The sequence below is a fragment of the Calothrix sp. NIES-3974 genome, from assembly GCF_002368395.1.
Classification (GTDB): Bacteria; Cyanobacteriota; Cyanobacteriia; order Cyanobacteriales; family Nostocaceae; genus NIES-3974.
In genome coordinates this window covers 4,810,538-4,828,336 of record NZ_AP018254.1, presented here as the reverse complement: position 1 = coordinate 4,828,336, position 17,799 = coordinate 4,810,538, and the positions used below count along the sequence as shown (strand labels likewise).

Genomic DNA, 17,799 nt, shown 5'->3' with positions numbered 1-17,799 from the left:
AGTATCCCCCCGCAGACTTTGCGCTTTCTAGCAAACTTTGGGGGAGGGAACCCGCATTTCTCACAAAACCCTAAAACCCACAGGGAATGGGGAGTAGGGAGTAGTCAGAAAATCAATCCGTTACTCAAGGTTTACAACTTACTCGTGAGAAATTCAGGGGAACTGGATTTCCCTTCTCCGCAGCTATCCATTAGCCCCATCTTTCTTAACAATCCGAAGGTCTTTCTTTGAAGTTTTCATAAGGGTGTAACTGTAAACCCTCCCTAGGGATTTATTTCTAATTCCGTAATTGCACAGGCATTGCCAAATAGGTCATTTTCACACCACCGAGGGGAGTAAAAATTACGGGTGTGAGATGGGAATTTAACTGCATGAGGATTTCGCTTGTGGGTAATGCTTTTAACCCTTCCAGTAAGTATTTCACGTTAAAAGCCAGGTCGATGTCATCGCCGGAAATTTCGGCAGGGATTGTTTCAAAGGCACTACCGATATCTTGGGCTTCCACCGATAGGCTGACTTCCTGATTACCACTATCAATACTGACCTTGACGATGTTATTTTTTTGGTCAGCCAGTACGGCAATGCGTTCCAGGGTGGTTAAAAATAGTTTCCGGTCGAGGGTTAATTCCCGTTGAAATTGCTGGGGTAATAACTGACGATACTGGGGATATTGACCTTCCAGGGTACGACTAGTTAAACGCTGATTACCCCATTCAAAAATCGCCTGTCCTTGGTCAAAGGAAATTGCGATCGCCTCTTCTGGTTCTGTATGCCCTAACATCCGTTCTAGTTCCCGGAGGGCTTTCGCTGGGACGGTTACTTCTAGCTGTTCAAAGTCCTCGTCGGAGCTTTCGTTGGCTGTTTCCACCACCGCTAAACGGTGTCCGTCGGTAGCAGCAAATTCTAAAGTATCGGGCATCATTGTTAAGTGAACCCCAGTCAAAATCTGTTTAGTTTCGTCACTACTGGTGGCAAATAGGGAACCCCGTAAACCCTCACTTAAAATTCCCGCAGCAATTTCCACAGTTTGCGGTTCTGGGATAGTTGGTAGTTCGGGAAATTCCTCCCCACTCATGGCCCTAACTGTATATTTACCACTTTTTGGGATAATATTAACGATAAATCCTTCTGTCTCAGCCATGTTTTCCTCATTTGCCGACCCATCTAGACTAATTTCTCCCTCTGGCAAACGGGAAATAATATCATTTAATAACTTGGCGGGAATGGCAACGGTTCCCCCTTTGATGACTTCAGCACTAAAACTAGTCCGAATTCCTAAACTTAAATCAAAAGCCGTTAAACTCACCTGCTGGGTTTCTTCACATGCATCTAACAGCACATTGGCCAAAACCGGATGGGTCGGACGGGAGGAGACCGCACGACTTGTCAAGGAAAGATTGGTGTTGAGGTTGGTTTGCGTACAAACAATTTTCATACCGTCCGATTTTCTCCTAGACAAAATAGGGCCTTGTTTATCCTATCATTAACCAGAAAAAACCTGAAAGTCGTCGTTTTGCCTGTGCCAGAAATTTAAACGGGTGTCTTTTTTAACAGCATCTGTGGAAAACCTGTGGAAAAAATCCATTTTTTTCCACAGCAAAATTGGGGAGCATGAACCTAATAGGAACAGGGATACTGTCAGCACTCAGAAAAAAGGCAAATTGCCAGGGGAAATTATCGCCGATGGGAGAATAAACGGTTTTCCACAGCAAGGGAAGGTTTTTCCACAGGCTTTAGGAGCGTTGACTAATGTTAATGCGATCGCTCAATTGTCTAATTTTTTGCATCGTACTTTCATCACTGGCACATAATTGGGCAATCTTTTCACAGCTATATAACACTGTAGTATGGTCTTTGCCGCCAAATTCTTCACCAATACGGGGATAACTTAAATCTGTGTATTGTCGCATTAAGTACATCCCCACCTGCCTAGCCCAACTAATTTCCCGACGACGGGAATTGCCTTTTAAATCTTCAATGGAAACAGAAAACTCATCCGCAATAATACTTAAAATAGCCTCTGGGGTAGCAGCTAATTTTTGACGTTGTGGTTCGAGGACGGGAATCAAGTTTTCCACAGTCATCGGTAAACCCCAAATGGAAATATAAGCTAAAGCCCGAATTAAAGCTCCTTCTAACTCGCGAATATTGGAAGTGTAATTCGAGGCAATATATCTGACAACATCCGTAGGTAAACGGATACTTTCGTTTTCGGCTTTTTGTTGCAAAATTGCCATCCGGGTTTCCAAATCAGGAGCTTGAATATCCGCAACTAACCCCATTGCAAATCGGGACGATAAGCGCTCATGTAAACGGGGAATTTGATCCGGTGGACGGTCAGAAGCAATCACAACTTGCTTTCCCGTTTCATGGAAAGTATTGAAGGTATGGAAAAACTCCTCCTGGGTGGATTCCTGACCCTCAATAAATTGGATATCATCCACCAGCAAAACATCCGCAGTTCGGTAGTGTTCACGAAAGCTTTGCATCCCGTCCTTTCCCTTGCGAATGGCTGCAATCCAATCATTAGTAAATTTTTCCGTGGAAACGTAAAAAATTCTAGCTTGGGGGCAAATTTCTAGGCGATAATTACCAATAGCCTGCATCAGATGAGTTTTGCCTAAACCGACACCTCCGCACAAAAACAAGGGATTAAATTCCCGTCCCGGAGACTCAGCAACAGCAAGGGAAGCAGCATGAGCCATGCGGTTATTCGCACCGACAACAAACCGGGAAAATACATATTTGGGATTTAAAGCTGGTGTGAAGGGAGGTTTCAAGGCAGGATAATTAGGCGTAGTTCCTGTAGGTAAATTATTACTTAAGGATTCGTGCTGCCAAGATTCGGTCTTTACCTCATTATCATTATCGTTAATAACAATATAGATTTGTACTGATTGTCCAGTGATTTCCCTGACAACCGAGGCAATCGTATGGATGTAATACTTTTGTAGCCAATTACGGGCAAAGGGATTAGGAGTCGAAATCACCAAGCAGTTATCTTCTAAACGCTCGGCTTTGGTAGGTCTGATCCAAGTTTCAAAGGTGGGACGGGAAAGTTCGACTTTCAACCTTTCCAGAACCTGATTCCATAAATTGTCAATGGACATGGACATGCGTAACCACCTTAGCGCTCAATTGTCACGGGGGAAAATATGGCAAAAAAATAATTTAGCAAAATACAATCTAGACTGAAAGCACATTAACGGGGTTTGATATTGGTGAGTGATTTTTGATTGGGAGTTACAGCAGTCGGGACGGTATTCAGGAAACAGGAGTAAACCAGGAATCGGGATGAATCATCACCCTTGACTTGACCAAGGCTGACGAATTCATCGTCGTTACATCCATAGACGCAAAAGCTTGCATGAAATGAAAATTCCCCAGCAAATTTTGGGTATTACCCGTCCTTGGCGTTTTTTTATTTTCCCAATCGAAACCCGTGAACAAATCGTCTCGGTAGGGTATATCCTACCACTTGCTGACGAATACGGAGAAATTAAGGACACATGAATCAAAATATAGAAGTAACTAAATCCCAACAAATTGATACACAAGATACACAAAAATTTATCCCCAAACCGGGTGTATGGCGAATTGCGGGTTGGTGGTTGGGGTGGTTTGGCTTGATATTCCTGAGCGGATGTGGACAGTTAGCCAATAATTTGCCTGTGGTTCCCAATCAAAATCAAGCTTCCCCACCCCCACAGGTAGATAATAATCAGGATACCCAAGCTGCTCCTCCACCGATTATTGCCGCTAGTGGTGACCCCAATTACGTCGTATCGGTCGTCCAAAGAGTTGGGGACGGGGTGGTAAGGATTGATGCAGCGAGAACAGTACGTAGTCAACCGCGATCGCAATTTGAAGATCCATTTTTCCGGCGTTTTTTTGGGGGGGAATTCCCTGAAGAACCACGGGAACGAGTGGAAAGGGGTAGCGGTTCCGGGTTTATTATTAATCGGGAGGGACAAATACTGACCAATGCTCACGTGGTTGATGGTGCAGATAGTGTCACCGTCACCCTCAAGGATGGACGTAGTATTCAAGGTAAAGTTTTAGGGGAAGACCCAATTACCGACGTGGCTGTAATTCAAATTGAAGCCGATCGAATTACCCCCATCCCCATCGGCGATTCTGACCGCTTACAACCAGGAGAAGCAGTCATTGCCATTGGGAATCCCTTGGGTTTAAATAACACCGTTACATCCGGAATCCTCAGCGCTACCGGACGTTCTAGCAGTGATATTGGTGCATCCGACAAACGGGTTAACTATCTCCAAACCGATGCAGCTATTAATCCCGGTAATTCCGGTGGTCCCCTCCTCAACTCCAGGGGAGAAGTCATCGGAATGAATACGGCAATTATTCGCGGTGCGCAGGGATTAGGCTTTGCCATACCCATCAACACCGCTCGACGCATCGCCCAAGATTTAATTACTAAAGGTAGAGTCGATCACCCCTACCTGGGTGTGAAAATGGTGACACTTAACCGAGATATCCGCGATCGCATTAATCAACGTCTTGGAGTTAGCCTGGAAGCAGATAAGGGTGTACTATTAGTCGAAATCGTCAGTGGTTCCCCCGCAGCGAGAGCCGGATTAAGAGCCGGAGACGTAGTACAATCGATCAATAATCAACCCGTCACCAAAGTCGAAGAACTACAAAAAATAGTCGAAAACAGCAAAATTGGCGAACCACTACAAATACAAATTATGCGTAACAGCCAAGTTCTCACTATTCCCGTCAGTCCCGCACCCTTCCCCACCCAAAGTTCAAGTCGAGAGTAGAGACGACCAAAGAATCGTCTCTAGGTGCAGGAGATATTAGGATAAGGTATCTGTCTCCTGTATCCCCTATCCTGTCTCCGATCCTCATCATGGAAAACAACCATCAAATTATCCAACTCGGTAATCCGATTCTACGTCAGCAATCTCTACCTGTAGAAAACCTGGCTGACCCATCCATCCAAACCCTAATCGATGAATTAATTACCACTGCGATCGCAGCTAATGGGGTGGGTATCGCTGCACCCCAAATGGCTATTAGTGAGCGATTATTTATCGTTGCTTCCCGTCCGAATCCACGCTATCCCCATGCTCCCCAGATGGAACCAACGGCCATGATTAACCCCAAAATTATCGCCCATTCCCCAACCACCGTTAAGGGATGGGAAGGCTGTTTAAGTGTTCCTGGTTTGCGGGGTTTCGTCCCTAGATACACCACAGTTGAAGTTGAGTATACTGACAGGTATGGCTCAATTCAAAACTGTCAATTAACAGATTTTGTCGCCCGCATTTTCCAACACGAATACGACCATCTGGAAGGCATCCTGTTTATTGATCGGGTGGAATCACCACAAGATATTCTTACGGAAGCAGAATATCAGCAACTACTCGACAATTCGTCTCTACCTGTAGAAAGGGAGTAGGGAGTAGGGAGTAGAAATGAACTATTTTCCTGTTTGGCTGCGTTCAAACGACATGGGGGGCTGAATTAAAAGTGAGTAGGGGAAAACCACTTTCATACCTTTTGATGTCACACCATTTCGCAGAAATTCTGATATATTTTCTTCCCTGAACCGCACAGACGCGATATATCGCGTCTCCCATCACGGACTACTCCCCTTCATTAAGTTATTTTGTTTTTTCCCATTTACCTATCAAAAAAAATTAAAATAGTATTCGGTTAAGTCTTTTCATTTATACTCAATTTAAGCTATACTTAACCTAACGTTAACCACGTAACGCGTTTGGCTTTGGGAGCATCATGACAAAAATCACCACCAGCCGTCGCGATACTACCGATGGGCGTTTTCAAGCGTCTGCTGAGGGAATCGCAAATAGTCGGGAACCATCAACAAGTGGAGTCGAGCAGGATCAACCCTTGCGTCAGAGTTTTGTTGGTTTGGAAATAGTGCATGTGACGAGTGGACGTGTACGCATCCGTGCCAAACAAGCAGAAAAGATAGATTTGTTAAATGGGGTTGGGGAACTGCTGGGTACAAAGGAAGGATTTACCAGTACAGTCCTCCATCCCTCAACCAAAAGTCTGGTGGTCAAGTTTGATGAGTCTCAGATATCTTCCCAGGTTGTTGTGCGCATACTAGGGAAATTAGGTGTAGCCGATGGGAGATCATCCTCTGGACAAATGGCAGAAGACCTGTTTGCAGCGTGGAAATCCGTCGCCTTTTGGCAAGAACAGGGAATCGACCTGTTACCGTTGTTGCTAGGGTTAGCGGTGACAGGAAGATTAGGTGTGAATGGGTTTGCCGCAATTCCCGTATACCTGATTACAGTAGAGGCAGCCCGGAAAGTGATTAACTATTTACAACCCCAGGTGTCGGCATTTTTCGCCACAGATACCCCGGAACCGAAAAATCGACAAAACCCCATAAAAAACAAAATAAAAGACCAGATCAAAAATCAGGTGAAAAACCACCTGCGATCGCCGAGTGGAAAATCAGCGACTCCAAATCGGGATCAAAAAACATCTCAAACATCAACATCATCAAAATCATCAGTGGAGCATCGACCTAAATTGTCAACTCAGGGACTTTTAACGAAAGAAGAATCTCTCAACCGTAGCACTGGTTCCATCGAATACAGTGTTGTCCATGCAATTCCCGGTCGGGTACGGTTTCATGTTCCCCGCATCGGCACAGATCGAGTTTATGCTCGCAACTTGGAACGGCTGTTAAAAACGGATTCCCAAGTGACCAGTGTGCGGATTAACCCAGATGCATCATCAGTCGCGATCGCTTACCCAATTAGGAATTTAGAGCTATCCTATTGGGTGAATTTACTGATGCAAGCTGATACGGATACAACTCCATCTGCATCCAGTCATCAAAACAATCAAAATAATCATCACCAAAATCAGCCAAATCAACCGCAAGCACGTTCAGGTACTATCACCACCTCCCCATCAATGGTAGTGAATCAGACCTCGAATATCAGTGCTAGTCAGACAGAGGTATCAGTAACAGCAAGAGCGGTAGAGGAATCGAGTTTTGTTACTGCTTCCCCCACAACAGTGAACGAGATATCGAGTTGGTGGACAGATTTGAAAGCACCAGCCTTATCCTATTCCCTCGCGTTTATGGCGAATTTTCCCCTGGATTGAGGGAAGTTGATGGTTGACAGGTGAGTGTTAACTGTTCACCGTCATCACAACAGGATAATTTCGGTCTGGGTATTTTCCAATCGTGTAAATAAGTTTGAAAATTCGATTTCGTTAGTCAGTCGTCAACAGTCAATACGGTTTGGAGCAGAAAATTCGTCAACCCCAAATAATTGTAGAGACGGGATATATCGCGTCTCCCGAAATCACCACGAAAAATCATGAACCAACCGTATTGATTCAACAGTCAACCGTCATACAGAAGACATTCCTCCAGAGTTTCATGGTTAATTTTTATCTACCCATCATCATCGTCACTAAATTGACAATTCACCTATCACGCTTACAACTGTGAAATTATCAAGTTGTCAGCAAACCAGAAAATTAATTTATATCCCATTCCCAGCGACTTTTGAGTCAGTTGGGAAAATGTTGTCGCGCGAATAAGTAAAACTCACTGAAATTGCATAAATACTTACTTGATTTGGTGTGAACCGTCAACCGTTAACAGTTATCTGTGAAAAACTTAAATGCGTAACAGCAGATAAATTAATTTGATTTCGCTCAATTTAATCCAACAGTTCCTTCAGTTTTGTATGCGAGTAGAGCAATGGTACAACTCCAGACGGATTTACGACCCTCCCCCAGCCATCTTAATGCGATCGCCGGGGAGAAAGTAGTTTCTGTTGAACAAATTACTCCCACCAAGCGCTATCAATCACCGGAAATTCGAGTCGCTCAGACCTTGAAAACCGTTGAATACAGCGTTGTTCATGTCACACCCGGAAGAATACGTATACGCATTCCCCGTTTGCGTTACGACCCCGACTATGGTCAACGCTTACAAACCTTACTGGAAGCAGAAACCACAGTCACCGAAGTCAGAATCAAACCAGCTGCGGCTTCATTGGTTGTGAAATACACACCCACCTCCCCCCACGACACCCAAATTAAGCCGCATTTAACCCATCTTGTCCAAGCAGCAAGCGATGTGGTAGTTCTCAAACCGGTGAAAACCCCACCAGCACCGGAAAATAACTGGCCAGGATTGCAATTATCAACCCTAGCTACCACAATGGCCGTATTAGCAGGACCCTTGGGTTTCTCCATCCCTCCATTACTAATTGCGGGGACAATTGCAATTACCACCTTACCCGTACTCCAAAAAGCCTGGTTAGGACTATTTCAGGAAGGTAAATTTACGATTGACCTGCTAGATTTTATGGCAATCGCCATCACCACCTGTCAAGGACAATTCCTCACACCAGCATTGATGCTGAACCTGATCGAAATCGGGGAAAATATCCGCGATCGCACAGCGCGTTCATCCAAACAACAAACCCTCGATTTACTCGATTCCCTGGGACAATTTGCGTGGATTGAACAGGATGGGGAGAAAGTGCAAGTACCCATCGCGGAAGTGGAACCAGGAAATACGGTCATTGTCTATCCAGGGGAACAGGTTCCCGTTGATGGCATAATTATCAAAGGACAAGCCCTCCTAGACGAGCAAAAACTCACCGGTGAATCCGTCCCCATCCTCAAACGTCAAGGACAAAGCGTTTACGCATCCACCTTAGTGCGGGAAGGGTGCATGTATATTCAGGTGGAGCGGGTAGGTAATGATACCTGTGCGGGTCAAAGTATCCAACTAATGGAAAACGCTCCCATCCACGATACCAGGATGGAAAACTACGCCGCCAAACTCGCCCAGAAAGCCGTTGTCCCCACAATATTACTGAGTGGTATTGTGTTTGCAGCTACTCGTAATCCCGCCAGAGCCGCCAGTGTCCTCACTTTAGACTTTGCCACCGGTATCCGGGTATCCGTTCCCACCACCGTCCTTGCAGCCCTCACCGGAGCAGCCCGTCGAGGAGTATTAATTCGTAGCGGTCGCGCCCTAGAGCAATTAGCCGCCATCGACACCATTGTCTTTGATAAAACCGGCACATTGACCCTAGGTAAAGTTGCCGTCAAGAGCGTAGAAAGCCTCGATCCCCATACCACTCCAGAAAGAATTATGGCGATCGCGGCGGCAGCAGAACAGCGTCTGACTCACCCCGTTGCCGAAGCTGTCATTAACTATGCCCAGGAACACCAGGTGGAAATGTTACCCCGCAGCCAGTGGGATTACCAACTGGGATTAGGAGTGACAGCCCTAGTTGATGGCGAACAGGTGTATGTGGGGAGTGAAAGATTCCTGCGGCAGATGGAGGTGAATATGGATGCTTTAGCAGCATTAGCCGAACACCCCCAGAATGCCATTTATGTGGCTAGTAATGGGCAATTGAAAGGTATCATTCGGTACAGCGATGTGATTCGTCCCGAAACACCATCCGTTATCCATACCCTGATGGAAGTAGAAGGGGTGGAGGTACACATGTTGACGGGGGATAATCAGCGTACAGCCACAGCCGTTGCCCAGGAATTGGGGATTTTACCCGAATTTACCCATGCAGAAGCCTTCCCCGAAGAAAAAGCGCGGGTGGTGCGGGAATTGCACGAATCCGGTCGAACAGTGGCTTTTGTCGGCGACGGGATCAACGATTCACCAGCCCTTGCCTATGCCGATGTATCAATTTCCTTCGCTCATGGTTCGGAAATTGCCAGGGAAACAGCCGATGTGGTGTTAATGCAAAACGATTTATCCGGGCTAATTGCAGCCATTGAAATCGCCCGTAATGCCAAGCGTTTAATCCATCAAAATACGGGAATTATTGCGGTTCCCAATTTAGCAGCCTTAATCGTAGCAGTTCTATTTGGCTTAAATCCCTTAGCTGCTACGGTTGTGAATAACGGTTCCACCGTCGTTGCTGGAGTAAACGGATTACGTCCCATTCTCAAAAGTCAAACTGCAAATATCGATGAAGTTTAGCGAGCGAAGACAGATAAGTAAGTTACAACAGAAGTAGAGACGACCCGTCGGGTCATCTCCAATCCCGTCGGGTCGTCTCTAATCCTGACGGGTCGAATGTGAACCAATTTGGAAGAGATGTTCATCTGAAAAGCTAAATAAAGCTCTTGAGATTAATCCAAAATGGGATGCTTCTTAACTGTGTCTAAAGCACGATGAATTTCATGGAAATAAAACAGTACGATGGACAACTTTATCGGTATGCTCAATCTTGTGAAATTTGCTAGAAGTAATCGACTAGAAGCTCAAAAAAAACAATTTTAGGTTGATTTTTGAGCAAACTCAGCAAAACTAAGATTGAGATATCAACAGACGCAATTCACTTTTGCCAACCGATTAAATATATTGGAGGAGAATCAAAATGGCACCAAAAATTACTGACTTTGTTGAAGACGCAGGAGCACCTGGAATTATTGCTGGAATTGGTGCAGTTTTACTCGCTCCAGTTTTAATTCCAGTAGTAGCTAAAGTAGGTAAACCCATTGCCAAATCCGTCGTCAAAGGAGGAATAGTCCTGTTAGAAAAAAGCAAAGGAGCCTTTGCCGAAATGGGTGAAACCTGGGAAGATATAGTAGCCGAAGCACGGGCAGAATTAGCAGAAGCAAAGCAATTACCAGCTTTTGAAGCAACATCCCATGCTGAGGCGATCGCTGATAACGGTCAAGGATAAGCTGCTTGGTTTTAACTATTCCCCGACTTCTGGATGCAGAGGTTGGGGAGTAGAGACAACTTGGTGGGTCGTCTCCGGGGGAGTACAGACGACCTGTCGGCTCGTCTGTACAGATAGAAAAAATCACTTTCACAGGTTCTGGGGTGTCAGCATTACATGTCGGCTACTCCCAAAAACCATAAGTTTCTGTATTTCTCAGAAGTAATCCATAGGTGTTGAGTAACGGGTTGATTTTCCTTCTACGGACTATCCCTGTTCCCTACTCCCTGTCTCAAATCCAAAATTCAGTCAGGCAAACCCCAAGGAGCATTGAAAATGGCAAATAATGGATTTGTTGGAGCTGTGAAAATACCAACAAAGATGAAAAAACCAAACAGCAGAACTAATTCATCTCCCCATAGCCAAACCAAAATAGTGACGAATATTCCCACCCAGGTAATTAGTCATACCCCCGGTCGCTTACGATTACGAGTAAGTCACAGCGATCGCATGTATCTTCAGGATTTACAACAAACCCTTTTAAACCATCCTGAGATTGCAGATGTCCGCACAAATACAAATCAAGGTAGTATCACCATTTACCATCGTTTCCCTAGTTCTCAATTAACAGAAGTAATGGGGATTTTGGAGGATTTTGGGATTATCCTGGGAGATATATTTAATATTGGCACAGGTCGCACCATTGCCGCCGAAACTGTCACCAGTACGATTATTGATCTAAATCGACGAATTAAACGTTCCACCAATGGGGAATTCGATTTGCGGGTTCTCTTTCCCTTGGGTTTAGCCTGTTTATCGGTGCGTCAGTTACTAATTAAGGGTCTACAACTAGAAATTATTCCCTGGTATGTACTAGCTTGGTACGCATTTGATAGTTTCTTAAAGTTGCATACCGCATCGCTCCCAGAGGAAGGATAATATTTTAAAGTTGACTACCGCACACAGTGAAGTCAACTGATTATCCTAGCGGCTTCCTTACCAGTGGTGAAGAGACGATGAAAAAGCTGATCAATCAACCCGAAGACTTTGTTCGTGAAAGTTTAGAGGGTATGGCAGCTGCCCATTCCCATCTGATTCAAGTTCATTTTGAGCCGACTTTTGTCTGTCGTCAAGATGTACCCTTAGTCAACAAAGTAGCAATTATTTCTGGGGGTGGTAGTGGACACGAACCAATGCACACCGGCTTTGTGGGAATGGGAATGCTGGATGCAGCTTGTCCAGGGGAGGTGTTCACCTCACCAACACCTGACCAAATGTTGGCCGCTACTCAAAAAGTTGATGGGGGTGCGGGTGTTCTTTATATCGTCAAAAATTATAGTGGCGATGTGATGAACTTTGAAATGGCGCTGGAAATGGCGCGGTGTGAAGGAATACGCGTTCGCAATATCGTGATTGATGATGATGTCGCTGTCAAGGACAGTTTGTACACCCAGGGAAGAAGGGGTGTAGGTACGACAGTACTAGCGGAGAAGATTTGTGGAGCGGCAGCAGAGCGGGGATACCCATTAGACAAATTAGTAGAATTGTGTCGCCGTGTCAACTTGAATGGGCGTAGTATGGGGTTAGCGCTGACATCCTGTATTGTTCCAGTGCGAGCAACCCCCACATTTACATTAGGCGATCGCGAAATGGAAGTAGGTATCGGTATTCACGGAGAGCCAGGGCGGCAAAGATTACCTTTGAAAAGCGCCAATGAAATCGCCGAGATGTTAACTTTATCGATTTTAGAAGATTCTGGCTATACACGGATAATGAGGGAATGGGATGAGGTACAGGAAGGTTGGATTGACATCGAAGCCACGGATTTTCCCTTTCAACCAGGTAGTAACATTTTAGTATTTGTGAATGGCATGGGGGGAACCCCAATTTCCGAACTTTATATTATTTATCGTCGCGTTGCCCAAATTTGTTCCCAGCACGGTTTAAAAATTGTGCGCAATTTAATCGGCTCCTATATTACCTCCTTGGAGATGGAAGGATGCTCAGTAACACTTCTTCAGGTGGATGATGAGATGATGGATTTATGGGACGCACCCGTCCATACACCAACTTGGCGCTGGGGAGTTTGAATTTAAAACCAGGAGATGCAGGGGGAGATATGGATATTTAGTATATCTCTATATCATGATGATATGCCCCTTTTCTCCTCCGCACCTGATCCCCAACTCCCGTACAGAGGTGATATATCGCGTCTCTTCCTATTCCCCATTCCCTTTTATTCAAAATCCCATTCATCTCAAATATCTAAATAATTTTATGAATCAGGAACAAATTTTGCGCTGGTTGCAACGATTTGCCACCACAATAGATAAAAATAAAGAATATTTAACCCAACTGGACGCAGCGATTGGCGATGCTGACCACGGGATTAATATGGAGCGGGGGTTAAAAAAATTACAAGCCCAATTACCTGCTTTAGAAGACAAAGATATCGGTACTACCCTCAAAAGTGCTAGTATGACCCTGATATCGAGTATTGGTGGTGCAAGTGGACCATTGTATGGGACATTTTTTTTACGAGCGAGTGCAGCGATCGCCGGAAAACATGAATTAGATGAACACGATATGCTGACCCTACTGCAAGCAGGTTTACAGGGAATTGTGGAACGGGGGAAAACCCAATTAGGAGATAAAACAATGGTTGATGCATTGTACCCCGCAGTTTTGGCATTTGCCCAAGCAGTTCAAGATGGTAAACTGATGCAGGAAGCCATGCAGTTAACCGTAGCAGCTTGTGAACAGGGAATGATTAGTACCAAAGCCATGCAAGCAAAGAAAGGACGCGCGAGTTATTTAGGCGATCGCAGTATCGGTCATCAAGACCCCGGTGCAACTTCCTTGTATTTGATGCTCAAAAGTTTGTATGAAAGCGTTTGAAAATAAAAACATCAAGAAAAGGGAATAGGAAGGGAGAGACGAGAGATATATATCGGGTCTATACGGGAGTAGTAATAGTCTCTGGTAGATTGTTCGGTTAATCCTGCATTTGGTATCGTGTATTCTGTTTTCTCACCCAAAACGGTAAATTACAATTGGATTAATTGAAATTAATCAACAACTGGAGGATTCACCGGGATGCAAGCTTCATACAACACTGATAAGCGTAAATTTTTATCCTGTCTGTCCCATGCAGCCATATTTTTTAGCACTCTACTATTTTCCATTGGAGTACCCATAGTTGTAAAATTAATTTCCGATGACCCGGTTGTGAAAACAAATGCCAATGAATCGATTAACTTCCACCTCAACGTCTGGTTTTGGGGAACAGTGATTGGCGCACCCATTGCTTTTATTTCCTGGGTTACGTTCGGGATTGGCGGTATTATCTTTTTCCCCGTACTTGCCTTTGGATACCTACTGCACTGGGGTTTAACTTTTTGGGCGATCGCTCATTGCTTGAGTATGCCGGATGAACCTTTCCGTTATCCATTTATCTTTAGGATATTTTAATACTTGTCCCATATCAACCAGGCTGTGTCGCTAGTGTACTAACACCCACAGCCTCTGTAAATCCTTTTTTTGAGCAATCTGAGTTGGCAGCATTCTGCTGTAATATACTAAATACACGCCGCACAGATGTAGCCTTAATATGGTTCAGTATACACTCGCTCAAAGCCCAGAAGTCATCATCAATGTTCCTGGAAAAGATTCCGCCAAAGCTCGTGAAAAAGCAATGGATCAGCTGGTGGAATTAATGGATTCGGGAGAATTACCGACCGAATTAGAAGAAGGGTTTAGCCCTCAGCAATTAATCGAAGTTAAGGAACCAAAATTACAAACCGCAACCGACGAAGATGCAATTACCCAAGCGGTTCAAGTTTTAAACCATTTAGCCACCCTGAAACTCAAAGTTCAGGAATCCCGTAGCGAAGCATTAGAAATTCGCAAAGCCATCGATGTCCTGTTTTCCGATGAACCCGTTAGCGAAGAAGACGTTTCCCGTCTCAAGGAAGGCTTTAAAGTTTTGAAAAACTACGCTCAAGCCAACCTCCGGTATCGGGAAGCACGCGCTCAAGCAGAAAATGCTCGTAAAACCCTCGACGAAGCTTTGGCTTCTGCTGATAAGTAACAGTAATTGGGGTAGAAGTTTTCTGTGGGAACACCTGCATAAAAACCGCAAGTCCCATCTAGTAGTAAGTATGTTAATCAACACATTACTACTAGTATGAATACCATGTTATATAAATCACTGAAATTGTTTGTAATTGGTAGCGCGATCGCGGTTTCTAGTGTGATAAGTATGACTGCACCAGTGCTGGCTCAAACTCAAGTCAGAAAAATGAATACGACAATTGTTGCGAATTTAATTAAAGACTCTTTGAAAGGCACACAATTACATTTACATAATCTTGGCAGTAAAAGTGGTAGTAGTTATCACAAAAGTAACTCTTCCTACATCCAATTTGGTAAATCTTTGGGTGGGAACAAACAAATATTTACGATTCCCGAAACAAAAGTAGATGCAGGTTCCTATGGATGGTTAAGATACTACGTCAATGACGTGAATCTCTCCAGCTTTGATATCAAACAAGACGGAAACCGCTTTAAAGTCACCCTCCTATTTGAAGGTAATGGAACCGAATTAAAAGGTTATCATACAGCAAAATTCGTCGATTTTGGCGACAGTGGTGCGCCGGATGTAGAAATGGGTAACATGCGTTTAGATGTCTATTTAACCCCTGGAAATGACAGTCAAGGACGTTTAATCTACAATCAAGTGGAAGTAAATTTTGATGCAAATATTCAAGCAGGAGGAATTTGTAAATTTAAAACGATTAATTTCTGCGGTAATAGTTATAAAAGACAAATCGCCGTGGGGATAGAAAATGCTGTCCGTGCTCAATTAGATAATCCCATAACTCGTAATCAATTAGCAGCAGCTTTTTCTCCTGTAATGAAAGCTCTAAATATCGGCAAAATCACTAAAGTTTATATACAAGGTTCTACCATGTTTGTTGAATACCAATAAGGGAAAACTTACAAAGTAAAAAATAATCAAAAGACGCGACATATCGCGTCTTTTCAATTTTTGAAACAAACTTTTAAGGTGAGTACTCCTACGGAAAGAGCTAGCTAGGATCGATGGGTTATAAAGCCTGCAACCCTTTTCCATCAATATTTGTGGTCAATAAAAGTTTTTAAAAACCTTCTAGTACTTCACCATATTAATTTTGACGAGTAAGAAAAAGTAGTTAGTTACAGGTATAGAGCTTTATTGTCCAGCTTTTTCCAGGCTAAAACCACTACTACAAACCTCTTAGAATTCATGAGACTACTAGTCTATTGAGAACCAGATCAGTAAACCAGGAATCAATCAGTTATTGAGCTTGTTCTTAACTAAACTTATTGCAATTATGAAAGGGTATTTTAGTCGCAAAAAGTGATTTACAAATAGATATATAAGACTTAAAAACCTGGTATTTGTCATTTTTGCAACCTAGCAAAGGTGGAATGGGTTGAGTTAAAACTATTCTCCACTCCCTAGCCTTACCAAAAGACTCTTGCCGCATACCCCAATTATAACTTACTCGCGATGATTTTGAGTTGCCCCACATTCTCGGCAATAAGGTAAATATTTATATGTTAAGCTGTGGCAGTTAGGACACTCTACATATTGATAATAACCGCAGTGGGGACAATAGGCTTCATTGTAGTGAAGTTTTTTTGCACAGCGAATACAGCGTGATTTTTGGATGCGATTTGCAGCTTGAAGTCGGGGATTAAAAACGATTTTTTGTAGGAATTTAATAACAGCAAAACCAATGAGGGGAATGAGAAGAATATAGACGTAGCTGACGAGAAATAGTAATCCCCCGAAGATGGCGCTAATAATATCAAAAATGAATTTAAAGATAGCACCAATTTGCAGAAATTCAAACAGTTTGATGATGAGGGGAATACAAAATATAACCAATAAATGCCAGGTAATTAGGGAAATCAGTCCATATTCTCTGGTTTGACTAAATCGGTAAACGACTAAAGCAATGGTAATTAGGGGTAGGAGGAAGAGAGATTGGAAACCCAGTTGAATGGTGGGATACCAGAAGGATGAGCGTTTATATCCAGTTTCTACGGTTGTAAATTTATCCTGATTTTGGAGGATATCCAAAAAATTACTAGTTTCTGGCTTGGCAATTAATTGGTTTTTTAAACTGGTAATTTCCTGCTTGAGTATACCAATACTGCGGTTGTTTTTATCTAACTCTATTTTTGCTTTTTCTGCACCAACAACATTTATTGACTGTTCGCGAGGTTGTCCGGCAATTTTTTCCAATAAACTCGAATCATACTGGGAACGGATAGTTCGGTTTTTATCTTCTAGGGTGTTTATTTGTCGTTGTTTTTGTTCGATACTTTTAACAATTTTTTGATTTTCTGAATTGTTAATTCCATCCTTCAACTGGGCATAATCTAGGCAAATTGTAGAAACCTGACCTAGATGTCCAGTTTCTACAGCTTGGTAAGTTTTGAGTAAAGATGATTTCGGTTCAATATTAATATCTAGAAATGCCGTTCTGACGATATCAAAATCCTTTCCTGGATTAGTTTGAGTTCGGTAACTTTGCCATTCTTGATAACAGGGATAAACCTGTTCAGGACTTAAGTACCATTGACTGATACTATCGAGACCTGTAAATACATTAATCAAGATAAAAATATCAATCAAAATAATTACAATCAAACTAACTTTATTGATAGGTTCGTTGTTGATTGTGCGGGAATTACGGAAAAACTGGTTAAATAAACGGCGGATGCGATTGAACATATGATTTAGAAAAAAAAATACAGGATAAATAACTGTGAATGGGAATTCTAGTTTTGCGATCGCAATCCTTCAATGATTTTGAAAATCTTACATTTAGGGTTGTTGACTGTTAAGCGTTGACAGGTCAGTCAACAGTCAAAACCAATATTTTGCACTACGGAAATAGAATTGCGATATTTTTTGTGGTGTTGATTTCCAAGAAGTTAGACCTATCCGGTAGAGTTGAGTTTCGGAAGCTGCGGAAAAAGTCATTTTTTATTTGGGAAATAAAAATAACCTGTGCTAAAACAAATGTCAACTTGTTCGCCCTTGAAATATTTAGTTGGT

General features: G+C 43.3%; 16 protein-coding genes. 13 read left to right on the top strand and 3 right to left on the bottom strand.

Going from position 1 to position 17,799, the window contains the following annotated elements:
- Positions 1–277: 277 nt before the first annotated feature.
- Both dnaN and dnaA read right to left on the bottom strand, forming a co-directional pair.
- The gene (gene dnaN, locus CDC37_RS19455) at positions 278–1,435 is read right to left on the bottom strand and encodes a DNA polymerase III subunit beta (RefSeq protein WP_096624290.1); all 1,158 of its coding nucleotides are present in this window, start codon (positions 1,433–1,435) and stop codon (positions 278–280) included.
- Between the two features lie 298 nt (positions 1,436–1,733).
- Positions 1,734–3,116 (bottom strand): chromosomal replication initiator protein DnaA, encoded by a 1,383-nt coding sequence (gene dnaA / locus CDC37_RS19450; protein ID WP_096624288.1) that lies wholly within the window; start codon positions 3,114–3,116, stop codon positions 1,734–1,736.
- 256 nt (positions 3,117–3,372) lie between these two features.
- Here dnaA and CDC37_RS24505 point away from each other — a divergent pair, with 256 nt between their 5' ends.
- The 13 genes from CDC37_RS24505 to CDC37_RS19395 all read left to right on the top strand — a co-directional run bounded on the left by CDC37_RS24505 (position 3,373) and on the right by CDC37_RS19395 (position 15,675).
- Positions 3,373–3,513 (top strand): hypothetical protein, encoded by a 141-nt coding sequence (locus CDC37_RS24505; RefSeq protein WP_157780789.1) that lies wholly within the window; start codon positions 3,373–3,375, stop codon positions 3,511–3,513.
- Positions 3,510–4,790: an HhoA/HhoB/HtrA family serine endopeptidase gene (locus CDC37_RS19445; protein ID WP_096624286.1), complete on the top strand. Its 1,281-nt coding sequence runs from the start codon at positions 3,510–3,512 to the stop codon at positions 4,788–4,790. Before CDC37_RS24505 ends, CDC37_RS19445 begins: the two co-directional genes overlap by 4 nt.
- A gap of 89 nt (positions 4,791–4,879) precedes the next feature.
- Positions 4,880–5,431 (top strand): peptide deformylase, encoded by a 552-nt coding sequence (gene def / locus CDC37_RS19440; RefSeq protein ID WP_096624284.1) that lies wholly within the window; start codon positions 4,880–4,882, stop codon positions 5,429–5,431.
- 338 nt (positions 5,432–5,769) lie between these two features.
- Positions 5,770–7,125 (top strand): hypothetical protein, encoded by a 1,356-nt coding sequence (locus CDC37_RS19435; RefSeq protein ID WP_096624282.1) that lies wholly within the window; start codon positions 5,770–5,772, stop codon positions 7,123–7,125.
- 139 nt (positions 7,126–7,264) lie between these two features.
- Positions 7,265–7,477, top strand: coding sequence for a hypothetical protein (locus CDC37_RS24500; protein WP_157780788.1), 213 nt, complete (start codon positions 7,265–7,267; stop codon positions 7,475–7,477).
- 255 nt (positions 7,478–7,732) lie between these two features.
- Entirely contained in the window at positions 7,733–9,997 is a 2,265-nt protein-coding gene (locus CDC37_RS19430; RefSeq protein ID WP_096624280.1) for a heavy metal translocating P-type ATPase, read from the top strand.
- Positions 9,998–10,397: 400 nt separating this feature from the next.
- Positions 10,398–10,706, top strand: coding sequence for a DUF5132 domain-containing protein (locus tag CDC37_RS19425; protein WP_096624278.1), 309 nt, complete (start codon positions 10,398–10,400; stop codon positions 10,704–10,706).
- Positions 10,707–11,021: 315 nt separating this feature from the next.
- Entirely contained in the window at positions 11,022–11,624 is a 603-nt protein-coding gene (locus tag CDC37_RS19420; protein ID WP_172892801.1) for an HMA2 domain-containing protein, read from the top strand.
- A 77-nt stretch (positions 11,625–11,701) separates the two neighbouring features.
- On the top strand, positions 11,702–12,775 hold the full coding sequence (gene dhaK / locus CDC37_RS19415; protein ID WP_096624276.1) for a dihydroxyacetone kinase subunit DhaK: 1,074 nt from the start codon (positions 11,702–11,704) through the stop codon (positions 12,773–12,775).
- A 187-nt stretch (positions 12,776–12,962) separates the two neighbouring features.
- Positions 12,963–13,583, top strand: a complete 621-nt coding sequence (dhaL, locus tag CDC37_RS19410; protein ID WP_096624274.1) for a dihydroxyacetone kinase subunit DhaL — start codon at positions 12,963–12,965, stop codon at positions 13,581–13,583.
- A 198-nt stretch (positions 13,584–13,781) separates the two neighbouring features.
- Positions 13,782–14,156, top strand: a complete 375-nt coding sequence (locus CDC37_RS19405) for a DUF4870 domain-containing protein (RefSeq protein ID WP_096624272.1) — start codon at positions 13,782–13,784, stop codon at positions 14,154–14,156.
- A gap of 139 nt (positions 14,157–14,295) precedes the next feature.
- The gene (locus CDC37_RS19400; protein WP_096624270.1) at positions 14,296–14,775 is read left to right on the top strand and encodes a hypothetical protein; all 480 of its coding nucleotides are present in this window, start codon (positions 14,296–14,298) and stop codon (positions 14,773–14,775) included.
- Positions 14,776–14,871: 96 nt separating this feature from the next.
- Positions 14,872–15,675 carry a hypothetical protein gene (locus tag CDC37_RS19395; RefSeq protein ID WP_096624268.1) on the top strand — a complete coding sequence of 268 codons (804 nt, stop codon included), beginning with the start codon at positions 14,872–14,874 and terminating at the stop codon, positions 15,673–15,675.
- A gap of 555 nt (positions 15,676–16,230) precedes the next feature.
- Here CDC37_RS19395 and CDC37_RS19390 read toward each other — a convergent pair.
- Positions 16,231–17,472, bottom strand: coding sequence for a hypothetical protein (locus CDC37_RS19390; RefSeq protein ID WP_096624266.1), 1,242 nt, complete (start codon positions 17,470–17,472; stop codon positions 16,231–16,233).
- Positions 17,473–17,799: the final 327 nt, after the last annotated feature.